General features: G+C 71.1%; 11 protein-coding genes. 1 reads left to right on the top strand and 10 read right to left on the bottom strand.

Features of this window, described 5'->3' with window-relative positions:
* The gene (locus QFZ27_RS33175) at nucleotides 1-1,353 is read left to right on the top strand and encodes an SLC13 family permease (protein WP_429230730.1); all 1,353 of its coding nucleotides are present in this window, start codon (nucleotides 1-3) and stop codon (nucleotides 1,351-1,353) included.
* Nucleotides 1,354-1,371: 18 nt separating this feature from the next.
* On the opposite strand, the gene QFZ27_RS33170 is transcribed toward QFZ27_RS33175, so the two are convergent.
* Genes QFZ27_RS33170 through QFZ27_RS33125 form a run of 10 tightly spaced genes read right to left on the bottom strand, consistent with a single transcriptional unit; the run spans nucleotide 1,372 to nucleotide 12,118 of the window.
* Nucleotides 1,372-2,334 (bottom strand): ABC transporter ATP-binding protein, encoded by a 963-nt coding sequence (locus QFZ27_RS33170; RefSeq protein ID WP_429230729.1) that lies wholly within the window; start codon nucleotides 2,332-2,334, stop codon nucleotides 1,372-1,374.
* Complete coding sequence (locus tag QFZ27_RS33165) at nucleotides 2,331-3,317, bottom strand: ABC transporter ATP-binding protein (protein WP_429230728.1); 987 nt, start codon at nucleotides 3,315-3,317, stop codon at nucleotides 2,331-2,333. Before QFZ27_RS33165 ends, QFZ27_RS33170 begins: the two co-directional genes overlap by 4 nt.
* Nucleotides 3,307-4,860, bottom strand: a complete 1,554-nt coding sequence (locus QFZ27_RS33160) for a gamma-glutamyltransferase (protein WP_429230727.1) — start codon at nucleotides 4,858-4,860, stop codon at nucleotides 3,307-3,309. The genes QFZ27_RS33165 and QFZ27_RS33160 overlap by 11 nt, the downstream gene beginning before the upstream one ends.
* Nucleotides 4,857-5,747, bottom strand: coding sequence for a polysaccharide deacetylase family protein (locus QFZ27_RS33155; protein ID WP_429230726.1), 891 nt, complete (start codon nucleotides 5,745-5,747; stop codon nucleotides 4,857-4,859). Before QFZ27_RS33155 ends, QFZ27_RS33160 begins: the two co-directional genes overlap by 4 nt.
* A gap of 9 nt (nucleotides 5,748-5,756) precedes the next feature.
* Nucleotides 5,757-6,542 (bottom strand): SDR family NAD(P)-dependent oxidoreductase, encoded by a 786-nt coding sequence (locus QFZ27_RS33150; protein WP_429230725.1) that lies wholly within the window; start codon nucleotides 6,540-6,542, stop codon nucleotides 5,757-5,759.
* A 7-nt stretch (nucleotides 6,543-6,549) separates the two neighbouring features.
* Nucleotides 6,550-7,404 carry an ABC transporter permease gene (locus QFZ27_RS33145; RefSeq protein WP_429230724.1) on the bottom strand — a complete coding sequence of 285 codons (855 nt, stop codon included), beginning with the start codon at nucleotides 7,402-7,404 and terminating at the stop codon, nucleotides 6,550-6,552.
* A complete protein-coding gene (locus QFZ27_RS33140; RefSeq protein WP_429230723.1) occupies nucleotides 7,401-8,327 on the bottom strand; it encodes an ABC transporter permease in 927 nt (308 codons plus the stop codon). Before QFZ27_RS33140 ends, QFZ27_RS33145 begins: the two co-directional genes overlap by 4 nt.
* A gap of 19 nt (nucleotides 8,328-8,346) precedes the next feature.
* Nucleotides 8,347-9,840, bottom strand: a complete 1,494-nt coding sequence (locus QFZ27_RS33135) for an ABC transporter substrate-binding protein (protein WP_429230722.1) — start codon at nucleotides 9,838-9,840, stop codon at nucleotides 8,347-8,349.
* Between the two features lie 2 nt (nucleotides 9,841-9,842).
* Nucleotides 9,843-11,342 carry an ABC transporter substrate-binding protein gene (locus QFZ27_RS33130; RefSeq protein WP_429230721.1) on the bottom strand — a complete coding sequence of 500 codons (1,500 nt, stop codon included), beginning with the start codon at nucleotides 11,340-11,342 and terminating at the stop codon, nucleotides 9,843-9,845.
* Nucleotides 11,339-12,118, bottom strand: coding sequence for a GntR family transcriptional regulator (locus tag QFZ27_RS33125; RefSeq protein WP_429230720.1), 780 nt, complete (start codon nucleotides 12,116-12,118; stop codon nucleotides 11,339-11,341). Before QFZ27_RS33125 ends, QFZ27_RS33130 begins: the two co-directional genes overlap by 4 nt.
* Between the last annotated feature and the right edge of the window lie 24 nt (nucleotides 12,119-12,142).

The following is a 12,142-nucleotide window of genomic DNA, read 5'->3' as shown; positions in this document are numbered from 1 at the left end:
GTGTCTGCGCAGATCGCATCCATCATCGGACTGGTGGTGATGTTCGTCATCGCCACCGCCCTGCCGATCAATATGGGCGCCCTCGGCTTCGCCATGGCCTTCCTGGTCGGCGGCGCCTTCGTCGGCATGTCGGCCACGCAGATCCTGGCCGGCTTCCCGGGCGACCTGTTCGTCACCCTGGTCGGCATCACCTATCTCTTCGCCATCGCCCAGAACAACGGCACGGTCGACTGGCTGGTGCATTATTCGGTGCGCCTGGTCGGCGGCCGCATCTCCGCCATTCCCTGGGTGATGTTCGCGGTCTCGGCCGTGCTGACCGCCATTGGCGCGGTCAGCCCCGCGGCGGTCGCGATCATCGCGCCGATCGCGCTGCGCTTCGCCGCCCAGTACAAGATCCACCCGATGCTGATGGGGCTGATGGTGGTGCATGGCGCCCAGGGCGGCGGCTTTTCCCCGATCAGCATCTATGGCGGCATCACCAACCAGGTGGTGCAGCGCGCCGGGCTGCCGGGCGACGAGATCGTGCTGTTCCTGTCCAGCCTGGCCTTCAACGCCGCGGTGGCGCTGGTGATCTTCTTCGTGTTCGGCGGCCACCGCCTGCCGGTACGGCGCCCTTCCGAGCATTTCGAAGGCCTGGTCGATGCCGTCCCGGCCGGCGCCTCGGTCCCGGTCCGCGGCCATGGCGGCACGCCGGCGCGGCCGGCCGGTCCGCGGCCGGGAGCGGTGCATCGCGAGGGCGAGGACCATCACGTCACGCTCGACCGCGAGCAGGCGCTGACCCTGGCCGGGCTGGTGGTGCTGGCCGTCGCCTCGCTGGCCTTCAGCCTGAATGTCGGTCTGGTGGCGATGAGCGTCGCCGTGGTCCTGGCCCTGCTGTGCCCGCGCGGGCAGAAGGGCGCGGTCGACAAGATCAGCTGGTCGACCGTGCTGCTGATCGGCGGCGTCATCACCTATATCGGCGTGCTGCAGAAGACCGGCGCGGTCGACTATGTCGGCGGCGGAGTCTCGGCCATGGCGGCGCCGCTGCTGGGCGCGCTGCTGCTGTGCTACGTCGCCGGCGTGGTCTCGGCCTTCGCCTCCTCGGTCGCGGTGCTGGGCGCCACCATCCCGCTCGCCGTGCCGCTCTTGATGCAGGGCCATCTCGGCGTGCCCGGCATGGTGGCGGCGATCGCGATCTCGACCACCATCGTCGATGTCAGCCCGTTCTCGACCAACGGCGCGCTGGTGGTGGCCAACGCGCACGGCATCGACCGCGACGCCTTCTTCCGGCAGATGCTGATCTACAGCGCCATCGTCGTGGTGGTCGGCCCGCTGCTGGCCTGGCTGGCGCTGGTGGTGCCGGGGCTGCTGTAGCCCGGCACCACGCTGCCGTCATCCCGCCCGGACCAGGCAGGCGGCCTCGGTGCCGCCCTCGGCCGGGCGCAGCGCCGGGCGGATGGCCGCGCACTCCTCGACCCGGATCGGGCAGCGGCTGACGAAGGGGCAGCCGGCGGGCGTGGCCAGCGGGCTCGGCAGGTCGCCGGACAGGATGATCTTGCGGCGCTGCCGCTGGGCCCGCGGGTCAGGCAGCGGGATCGCCGACAGCAGAGCCTCGGTGTAGGGGTGGCGCGGTGCGGCGAAGACGGCGTCGGTGTCGCCCTGCTCGACGATGGTGCCGAGATACATCACCGCCACCCGGTCGGCGATGTGGCGCACCACCGACAGGTCGTGACTGATGAACAGATAGGCCAGGCCGAGCTGGTCCTGCAGCCGCACCAGCAGGTTCAGGATCTGCGAGCGGATCGAGACGTCCAGCGCCGAGACCGGCTCGTCGCAGACCAGCAGCTTCGGCGACAGCGCCAGGGCCCGGGCGATCACCACCCGCTGGCGCTGCCCGCCCGACAGCTCGTTGGGATAGCGCTGGGCGTAGCTGGCCGGCAGGCCGACCAGGTCCAGCAGCTCCGCCACGCGCCGGCGCCGCTCGGCGCCGGGCGTGCCGCGGATCGCCAGTGGCTCGGCGATGCTGGCGTCGATCCGCATCTTCGGGTCCAGCGCGGCGCTGGGGTCCTGGAACACGATCTGCATCGCGCCGGCCAAGGCGCGGCGCTCGGCCGGGGCGGCATGGGTGACGTCGCGGCCCTCGAAGGCCACGGTGCCGCGCGTCGCCCGCTCCAGCCCCAGGATGGCGTAGCCGGTGGTCGACTTGCCGCAGCCGCTCTCGCCGACCAGCGCCAGGGTGTGGCCGGCCTCGAGGTCGAGCGAGATGCCGTCCACCGCCTTGACCACGGCGCCCTTGGCCGCACCGCGGACCGGGAAATGCACCGCCAGGTCGCGGACCGAGAGGAGCGGGGTCATGCCAGCGCCTCCACGCGGTCGCCGTGCCAGCAGGCCGCCAGATGCCCGGGATCGCCCAGCGCCGGCTCCAGCGGCGGCGCCTCGGCGCAGCGCTCATCGGCCAGCGGGCAGCGGGTGCGGAAACGGCAGCCCTGCGGCCAGCTCGCCGCGTCCGGCACCGCACCGGCGATGGTCTTCAGCTCCTCGCGGCGGGGGCCGTCCAGCCGCGGCACGGTGGCCAGCAGCAGCTTGGTGTAGGGGTGGGCCGGGGCGTCGAAGATGGCGTCGACCGGCCCGCTCTCGACCACCGTGCCGCCATACATCACCGCCACCCGGTCGGCCATGTCGGCGACCACGCCCATGTCGTGGGTGATCAGCAGGATGGCGCTGCCGGCCTCGGCCCGCAGCGATTTCAGCAGGTCCAGGATCTGGGCCTGGATGGTGACGTCCAGCGCCGTGGTCGGCTCGTCGGCGATCAGGATCTCCGGTCGGCAGATCAGGGCGGAGGCGATCATCACCCGCTGGCACATGCCGCCCGACAGCTCGAACGGGAACTGCCCGGCCCGCCGCTCCGGATCGGCGATGCCGACCCGCGCCAGCATGGCCACGGCCTCGGCCCGGGCAGCGGCGGCCGAGGCACCGCGATGCAGCCGCAGGCTCTCCGCCACCTGGTCGCCGACCCGGACCAGCGGGTTCAGCGACGCCACCGGCTCCTGGAAGATCACCGACACCCGGTTGCCGCGCAGGTCGCGCAGCGCAGCCTCGGGCAAGCTGAGAAGATCGGTCCCCTCCATGCTGATCGCGCCGCCGGCGACGCGCGCGGCGGCGGGCAGCAGGCGCAGCACCGACAGCGCCGTCAGGCTCTTGCCGCAACCGCTTTCGCCGACCAGGGCCAGCACCTCACCGCGGCGGATCGACAGCGACACCCCGTCGACCACGGACCGGCCGCCGATGGCGACCCGCAGCCCGTCGATGGCGAGCAGGGGCGGAGCGTCAAGCGACATCGGCCGGTCCTCCGACCGCGACGCCGGACCAGGGGCTGGTCGGGTGCGCCATGCCGACCGTCTCTCCGGTATCCGGATCGCGTGACGCGGCGGAGGCGATGGCGAAGTTCACCGGATACAGCGTGTCCTCGACGATCTCGACCGGGAAGTCGCGGGCTACGGCGGCGGCGACGTCGGGGGCGGCCTGGGCGTTCACCTTGATTGTCGGGGTACTGGCATCCACGCGCGGCGTGTGGAACGCCTCCTCCAGCGTCATGCCGTAATCGACGATGTAGGAGATCAACTGCAGCAGGGCCGGGAAGATCGACCGGCCGCCTGCCGCGCCGATCGCCAGTTCCGGCCGGCCGTCGCGACCCAGGATCAGCGGGCACATATTGGCCAGCGGCTGGGCGCCTCCGGCCATCGAGTTCGGCTGGCCCGGCCGTGGGTCGAACCACATCATGCCGTTGTTCATCAGGATGCCGGCGCGCGGCAGCACCACCTTCGACCCGAAGCGGGACAGCAGGGTGTTGGTCAGCGAGACCATGTTGCCCTGCGCGTCGACCACGCTGACATGGCTGGTGCAGCCGGGATCGCGGCTCAGGCCTGCATGGCCCATGCCGGTCAGGCGGCGGCGATAGGCCTCGCGCGCCGCCCGGGCATAGGCCAGCGCCGCCCGAGCGTCGGGTTTGTCGCCCCAGCCGGTCCGCGGCGCCAGCAGGTCCAGCGCCTGCAGCAGGCTCGGCCCGCCGCTCAACCCCGGCATGGCCCAGACGTCCCGGCCGCGATAGGCGCCGCGCAGCGGCTCGGCCCAGCGGGGCTGGTAGGCGGCGAGGTCGGCGGCGGTGATGCGTGACCCGGCCTCGGCCAGGTCGGCCGCCAGGTCCCGCGCGGTTTCGCCCTCGTAGAAGTCGCGGGGGCCAGCCTGCGCCAGTCGCCGCAGCATCCGCGCCTTGGCCGGCATCGGACGGTGCTTCCCATCCACCGCCTTCGGGGCCTCGCCGTTCTCCAGCAGCAGCGCGGCCGTCGGCGCGAAACGACCCAGGGCCGCGGCTTCGATCGAGATGCAGAAGGCGGCGTACCAGTCGATCTCCAGCCCCCGCTCGGCATGGTCGATGGCTGGCGCCAGCGCCTCGGCCCAGCCGATGCTGCCGAAGCGCTCCAGTGCCGCGGCCAGGCCGGCGACGGCGCCAGGCACGCAGATCGAGGGGCCGCCGATCAGGTTGCGGTCCTCGACCACCGACGGCCACTGGAACCAGTTGCCGGTGTCGGCCCCTGCCAGCGGATAGTCGGCCGGGTCCAGCGCCGCCGGGGCCCGGACGTTGAAGTCCAGCGCCGAGACCGCGCCGCTCGAGCCATCGGCATGCAGCAGGAAGCCGCCGCCACCGATGCCGGACAGCCAGGGCTCGACCACGCTCAGCACCAGCGCCGCCACCACCGCCGCATCCATGGCGTTGCCGCCGCGGGCCAGTGCCGCCGCGCCGGCCTCGGCGGCATAGCGATGCTGGGCCGCGACCAGGCCATGTCGGCTGCGGATCTCGGTCTTGCGGCCGCTCACATTCATGCCTTGCGCCCGAAGCGGCGCGGCTCCACCGGGCCGGGGATGTCGGAGGCGGCGACGAACCGCCCGGCATTGACCGAGCCGGCGTGATACGCCGCGACCTCGCCGACCGTGGCGATCCAGACGCCGGGTGCCGTGGTGACCCGCTCCAGAAGGCGCTCCAGCAGCCGCAGCCGCTGGGCCCGGCCGGAGATCCAGTCGTGCACGGTCAGCATGAACAGGCCGTTCAGGCAGCGCAGGCCTTCCCATTCGTCCAGCCAGCCCTCCAGGATCGGACCCGGCGCCTCGGGCGGCCACTGGTCGGTGCCGCCGCCGGAGAATTTGAAGAACACGGCGTCGTCGATCGCCCATTGCACCGGCACCTCGACCACGCCGTCGATCTCGTAGGGGTGGTCGGCGCCCGCCAGCGAGCTGTCCCAGAAGCCGTGCCGTCGGATCTCCGCCAGCATGTGCGGGGTCATCTCCCAGGCCGGCGAGCGGAAGCCCTTCGGCACCGCGCCGGTCTGGCGCCGGAACACCTCGATCGCGGCCTCCAGCGCGCCGGTGAACTCGGCGTCGCTGCTCTGCGCCACGATTTCGTGGAAATAGCCGTGCAGGCCGATCTCGTGGCCGCGCTGCAAGAAGGCCGGCAGCAGCTCGGGGTTGGCCTCGGCCACCGCGCCGGGCACGAAGAAGCTGCCTTTGATGCCGAAGCGGTCAGCCAGGTCGAGCAGCCGCCAGATGCCCAGCCGCGGCCCGAAGCGGCGCTGCTCCAGCTGGCCCAGCGAGCGCGTCGCCTCCGGCGCCCGCTGCTGCCAGAGATAGGGCGAATCCGCGTCGACATCGACGGTGAAGCAGAAGGCGCTGTCGCGGCCTTCCGGCCATTGGTAGCGCGGCCAGGGCTGGACCATCGGTTCCTCCTACAGCGGCGACTTCTTGGCCTGGTACACGGCCATCGACCCGATCGAATTGCCGCCGTCGACCGTCAGCGTCGACCCGGTCATGTAGGCGGCGGCCTCGCTGGCCAGGAACAGCACGGAATTGCCGACATCGGCGGCGGAGGACGGCCGGCCGAGCGGGATCGACCCGCTGGTGGCCTCGACATGCTCCTCGGTCAGCAGGCTGACCTTGCTGCCGGCGATGAAGCCGGGCTCGACCGCGTTGACGCGGATGCCGAACTCCGCCAGCTCCAGCGCGAAGCCCTTGGTTAGCCGGTCCAGCGCCGCTTTCGACACGCAGTAGGGCACCACGGTTCGCCGCATCTTGCGCGACGCCCCGGAGGAGATGTTGATGATGCTGCCCCGGACCTGGGCCGCGATCATCTGCTTCGCCAAAGCACGGGTCAGCAGGAACGGCGCGCGAAGGTTGACGTCGAAGATCCGGTCCCATTCCTCGACATCGATGTCGAGCAGGAAGCCGCTGGGATAGACCCCGGCGTTGTTGACCAGGATGTCCGCCGTGCCCCAGCGGACGGCGATCTCGGCGGCCAGCCCGTCGATCTCGCTCTCCTGGCGCAGGTCGGCCGCGTAGCTGAAGCGGTCGCCCTTCAGGTTCATCGCCAGGCGGTCGAGGTCGGGTTCCGAGGTGTCGGTCAGGCACAGGCTGGCGCCGGCCTCGGCGAAGGCGGCGGCGATCCAGCTGCCGACCACGCCGCAGGCGCCGGTCACCACCACGCGCTTGCCGTTCAGATCCTGGGGGATGTTCATGGGGGCCTCATCGGCTGTGGGGGGCGAGACGGTCGCGCAAAGCGTCGCCGATCAGGTTGGCGGCGAGCACCAGGAGGAACAGGCAGAGGCCGGGGAAGGTCGCGATCCACCAAGCGGTGGCGACGTAGTTGCGGCCGGTCGACAGCATCGCGCCCCAGCTCGCGGTGGGCGGCTGCACGCCGAGGCCAAGGAAGGACAGCCCGGCCTCGAACAGCACCATCAGCCCGAACTCCAGCGTCGCCACCACGGTCACGGCGCCCAGGATGTTCGGCAGGATGTGGCGGAACAGCACGCGCAGCGGCCCGGCGCCCATGAAGGCGGACAGCCGGACATAGGGCCGGCCGGCGATCGACAGGGTCTGGCCGTAGGCGACGCGGGCGTAGCGCGGCCAGCGCGTCAGGGCCAGCACCAGGATGACGTTCAGCAGGCCGGGCCCGACCACGGCGACGGTGATGATGGCCAGCAGGATGGCGGGCACCGACAGGAAGACGTCGACGACCCGCATCACCACCAGCTCGACCGGGCCGCGCAGATAGCCGGCGAGCATGCCGAGCACGGTGCCGATGACGCCGGAGATCAGCACCGACAGCACCGCGACCAGCAGCGAGACCCGGGCACCCCAGACCAGGCGGCTCAGCAGGTCGCGGCCGAGCTCGTCGCTGCCCAGCAGGTAGTGGACGTTGCGGGCGACGGTGCCGGGCGGCTTCAGCCGGCCGAGCAGGTTCTGGGCGTTCGGGTCGTAGGGCGCGACCAGCGGTGCCAGCACCGCGGCCAGGGCGAACAGCGCCAGGATCGCGATGAAAGGCGCGGCACGTCGCAGCGGGCGCCTTGCGGCCGGGGCCGTGTCGACGGCGGCGCTCATCGCGCGTTCCCCAGCCGGATGCGCGGGTCGACGGCGGTGTAGAGGAGATCGGTCAGCAGGTTCAGCGCGACGGTGACGAAGGACCCCAGCAGCACCACCCCCTGCACGATCGGAAAGTCGCGGGCCAGGATCGACTGCACCGTCAGCTGCCCCAGCCCCGGCCAGGCGAACACCGTCTCGACGATCACCGCGCCGGCCAGGAGGTTCGAGATCTCCAGCCCGGCGACGGTGATGATCGGGATCGAGGCATTGCGGGCCAGGTGGCGCAGCAGCAGGCGCCCGGTCCCGGCGCCGCGGGCCCGGGCGGTGCGGACATAGTCCTTCGACAGCTCCTCCAGCAGGGCGGTCCGCGTCACCCGGGCGAAGGTCGCCATGCTGAGCAGGCCCAGCGCCACCGACGGCATCACCAGATGGTCGATGCCGCCGGTGGAGGAAGGCGGCAGCCAGCCCAGCGTGACGGCGAAGACCAGGATCATCAGGATGCCGCTCCAGAAGGTCGGCATGCTCTGCGCCGCCAGCACCAGCCCGGCCAGCAGCCGGGCCGTCCAGCGGTCGCGCCAGAGCGCCAGCGCCACCCCGACCGGGATGCCGATGCCGCAGGCCACCAGCAGCGCCCCGGCCGCCAGCGCCAGGGTGTAGGGCAGGCGCGAGGCGATGATGTCCAGGACCGGCACGGACTGCACCACCGACCGGCCGAGGTCGAAGCGCGCGATCTCGCCCAGGAAGGACAGGTATTGCACCCACAGCGGCCGGTCGAAGCCCAGCGCATGGCGCAGCGCCTCGATATCCGCCTGGGTGGCGGTATCCGGCACCAGCAGATAGGTCGGGTCGCCGGTCAGGCGCTGCAGGAAGAAGATCAGCGTGGCGACGCCGAAGATCGTCAGCAGCGCCTGGCCCAGGCGGCGGAGCAGGAAGGCGGTCATGCCCGATACCGGTCCTCCGTCATTCCGACCAGGACATGCGGTTCAGGAACAGGCTTTCGTTCGGCGTCGGCGTCCATTGCAGCGGCTTGGCGGCGCCGTAGATCGCCACCGTCTGGAACAGCGGCACCACCGGGATCTCCTTGGCGATGAAGGTGCTGACCTTGCGGTAGTCGGCCAGCCGCTTGTCGCTGTCCAGCGTCGCCCGGGCGTCGTCCAGCCAGCCGTCGAGCTCCTTGTTCTCGACGATGGTCCAGGGATTGCCGGAGTGGAACAACTGGTACAGCGCCCCGTCCGCATCCTGGCAGGCGCAGGAGGACCGGCTGACGGCCAGGGTCGGGCCGCCCTGCGCGCCCTGCTGGATCAGCTTCAGGAAGGTCGGCGTGTCGACCAGCTTGATGCTGGCATCGAAGCCGACATCGGCCAGCTCCTGCTGGATTGCCTGCACCACCCGCTGGTCGAAGAAGGCGCCGGTGGCGATCTCGACCTGCGGCGAGCCCCCCACCTCGGCCACCAGGGCCTTGGCCTTGTCCGGGTCGTAGGGCAGGCCGGGGATGTCGTCGAACCAGCCGAAATGCGCCGGCGTCAGCATCTGCCCGATTGGCTTGTCCAGGCCGCCGAGGATGCCTTCGGTGATGCCCTCCTTGTCGACGGCATAGGCCACGGCCTGGCGCAGCCGCGGGTCGTCGAAGGGCGGCTTGGTCGGGTTCAGGCGCAGATAAGCCAAACGTTCGGTCAGCGTATAGAGCCGCTTGCCCTTGCCCGAGGCCTCGAGCTGCCCGGCCAGGTCGGAATCGAGCGACATCGCCAGGTCGGCGCTACCGGCCTGGATGTCGGCCAGCCGGGTGGCGGCGTCGGGCACCGCCCGGAACACCGCGGTCGCGAACGGCCCCTTCTGGCCCCAATAGGCGTCGTTGCGGGTCAGGGTGACGGCGACGCCGCGCTGCCAGCCGTCGAACTTGTACGGGCCGCTGCCGACCGGCTTCAGGTTGAAGGCGTCGTTGCCGACCGCCTCGACCACATGCTTCGGCACGATCGACAGCTTCACCAGCTGCGCCAGCAAGGCCGGGTAGGGGCCGGCGAGGGTCAGCACGACGCTGTGCGGCCCCGTCGCCTCGGCCTTCACGATCTTGTCGAACTGGCCCCGTTGCGGGCTGGCGAGCTTCGGATCGATGATCCGGCCGACGCTGTAGGCGACATCCTCCGGCGTCAGCGGGCTGCCGTCATGGAAGGTGACGCCGTCGCGGACCTCGAACTCGACCCGGGTGTCGGACAGCACCTTCCAGGCGGTCGCGATCTGCGGGACGATCTCGCCCTTGTCGTCGCGGGTGACCAGGTTGTCGAAGATGTTGCGGTAGACGTAGTAGCTGTCCGGGTTCCACTGCAGCTGCGGGTCCAGCGTCGACGGCTCGTTGACCAGGTCGACCACGAAGCGGTCCTTGGCCTCGGCGAGCGCGGGCACCGCAACCAGTGCGAGCACCGCGCCGAGCAGGCAGGCCTTGAGTCTGCTTGCCATCGTCAGTCGGTCCAGGACATGCGGTTCAGGAACAGGCTCTCATTCGGCGTCGGCTGCCAGTTCAGCCCCTTGGCGGCGCCATAGATGATCGCCGCCTGGTACAGCGGCAGCGCCGGCACCTCGGTGGCGACGATCTCGTTGACCTTGGCGTAGCGGTCGAGGCGGGTGGCCTCGTCCAGGGTCGAGCGCGCCTCGACCAGCAGCTTGTCGACCTCGGCGTTGCGGTAGTTCGACCAGCCGCTGCTGCTGTGCAGCAGGGGGAACAGCACGCCGTCGGCATCCTGGCAGGCGCAGGACCAGCGGCCGAAGGTGATGCTCGCGCCTTCCTGCGGCTTGCCCTGCGACCGCTTCAGGTAGCTGGCCATGTCGGTCATCGTGATCTTCACGTTGATGCCGACCTCCGTCAGCTGCTGCTGCACCGCCTGGACGATGCGCTGGTCGTAGACCGGGGCGGTGGACAGCTCGGCCTCGACCTTCGCCGCGTCGCCGGCCTCGGCCACCAGCGCCTTGGCCTTCTCCGGATCGTAGGGGAAGCCCTCGATGCCCTCGGTCCAGCCGACATGGGCGGGGGTCAGCAGCTCCGCCACCGGCTTGTCGTAGCCGCCCAGGATGCCCTCGGTCAGCCCCTGCTTGTCGACGGCATAGGCCACGGCCTGGCGCAGCTTGAGGTTGTCGAAGGGCGGGTTCATCGGGTTCAGCCGCAGATAGGCGACGCGCTCGGTCAGCACCACCAGCGGCTTGACCTTGTCCGAGCCCTGGATCTGCGCGGCCAGGTCGCTGTCGAGGGTGACGACGAGATCGGCGGTGCCGGCCTGCAGGTCGGCCACCCGGGTGGCGGCGTCGGGCACGGCGCGGAACACCGCGGTCTGGAACGGCCCCTTCGGTCCCCAATAGGCGTCGTTGCGGGTCAGGGTGACGGCGACGCCACGCTGCCAGCTTTCGAACTTGTACGGGCCGCTGCCGACCGGCTTCTGGTTGAAGGCGTCGTTGCCCACGGCCTCGACCACATGCTTCGGCACGACCGACAGCTTCACCAGCTGGGCCAGCAGGGCGGGGTAGGGGCCGTCGGTCTTGATGCGGACCGTGGCCGGGCCGGTCGCCTCGGCGCCGGTGATCTTGTTGAACTGGCCCAGCTGCGGGCTGGCGAATTTCGGGTCGGTGATGCGGCGGATGCTGAAGGCGACGTCCTCGGCCGTCAGCTTCTGCCCGTCATGGAAGGTGATGTCGTCGCGGATCTGGAACTCGATCTCGGTGTCCGAGAGGTATTTCCAGGAGGTCGCGACCTGAGGGACGATCTCGCCCTTGTCGTCGCGGGTGACCAGGTTGTCGAAGACGTTGCGGTAGACGTAGTAGCTGTCCGGGTTCCATTGCAGCTGCGGGTCCAGCGAGGACGGCTCGTTCACCAGGTCGACGGTGAGCCGGTCCTTGGCCATGGCCGGCGCCGCCGCCAGCATCATCGCCCCGAGCGCCACGCCCAGCCATCCGCTTCTGATCCGCGTCATGTGATGTCCCCCTGTTGTTGTGGCCGATCCGGTCGCGCCGCGCGCGCCGCCGGCCTGGTTTGTCGCTGACGCCTGGCGCTCCCCGCCACGTCGAGGGACGAGGACAGGGTGAACAGGGCGTCGGTGGCGAAGTCCTGGAAGGAAGCGATCGCGGCCGCGATCTCGCGCTGCGCCGCCTCTGTGTTGCCGGCGGCGAGCGCGGCGACCAGCGGTTCCCGCCCGATCGGCCGGTGGTGCCGCCCGGCGAGGTCGAAGAAGGCCGTGACCCGGTCCGCCTGGTTCCAGGCCTGGTCCAGCCAGCCGCCGACCAGCCCGCCGGCCTGGGCGGCCAGCTGGTCCAGGATCTGGCGGTCGGTGGCGCGCAAGGTGACCAGGGCTTGCCGGTCCTCGCGCCCCTGCAGCGCCGCTCCCATGCGGGTCATCGCGATCAGCCGGGTCGCGACGTCCGGCGGCAGCCGAAGCTCGGCCAGGCCGGGCTCGATCGCCTTGCGGGCGCGGATCACGTCGCCGATCAGCGCGCCGGTGACCGGCGCCACCCGCCAGCCGCGGCGCGGCTCGACCGCGACCAGCCCCTCGGCCGCCAGTGTGGTCAGGGCGGTGCGGACGGCGGCGCGGCCCAGGCCGAAGCGCTTGGCGAGCTCAGGCTCCGAGCACTCGGCATCCGGCCGCAGCTCGCATTCGATGACGGCCCGGCGCAGCCGCTTCAGGGCGAAAGCCGTCTTCGGCTCGGCGCCGGGTGCCCGGATCTGGGCGAAAGGCGAGGACGGATCGTACATGCCGGGCAGCGTGGCATTGTACGT

This window comes from Inquilinus ginsengisoli, from assembly GCF_050434925.1.
Taxonomy (GTDB): Bacteria; Pseudomonadota; Alphaproteobacteria; order DSM-16000; family Inquilinaceae; genus Inquilinus; species Inquilinus ginsengisoli_B.
The sequence above is the reverse complement of the archived record's forward strand: the minus strand, read 5'-3'. Positions and strand labels throughout refer to the sequence as shown.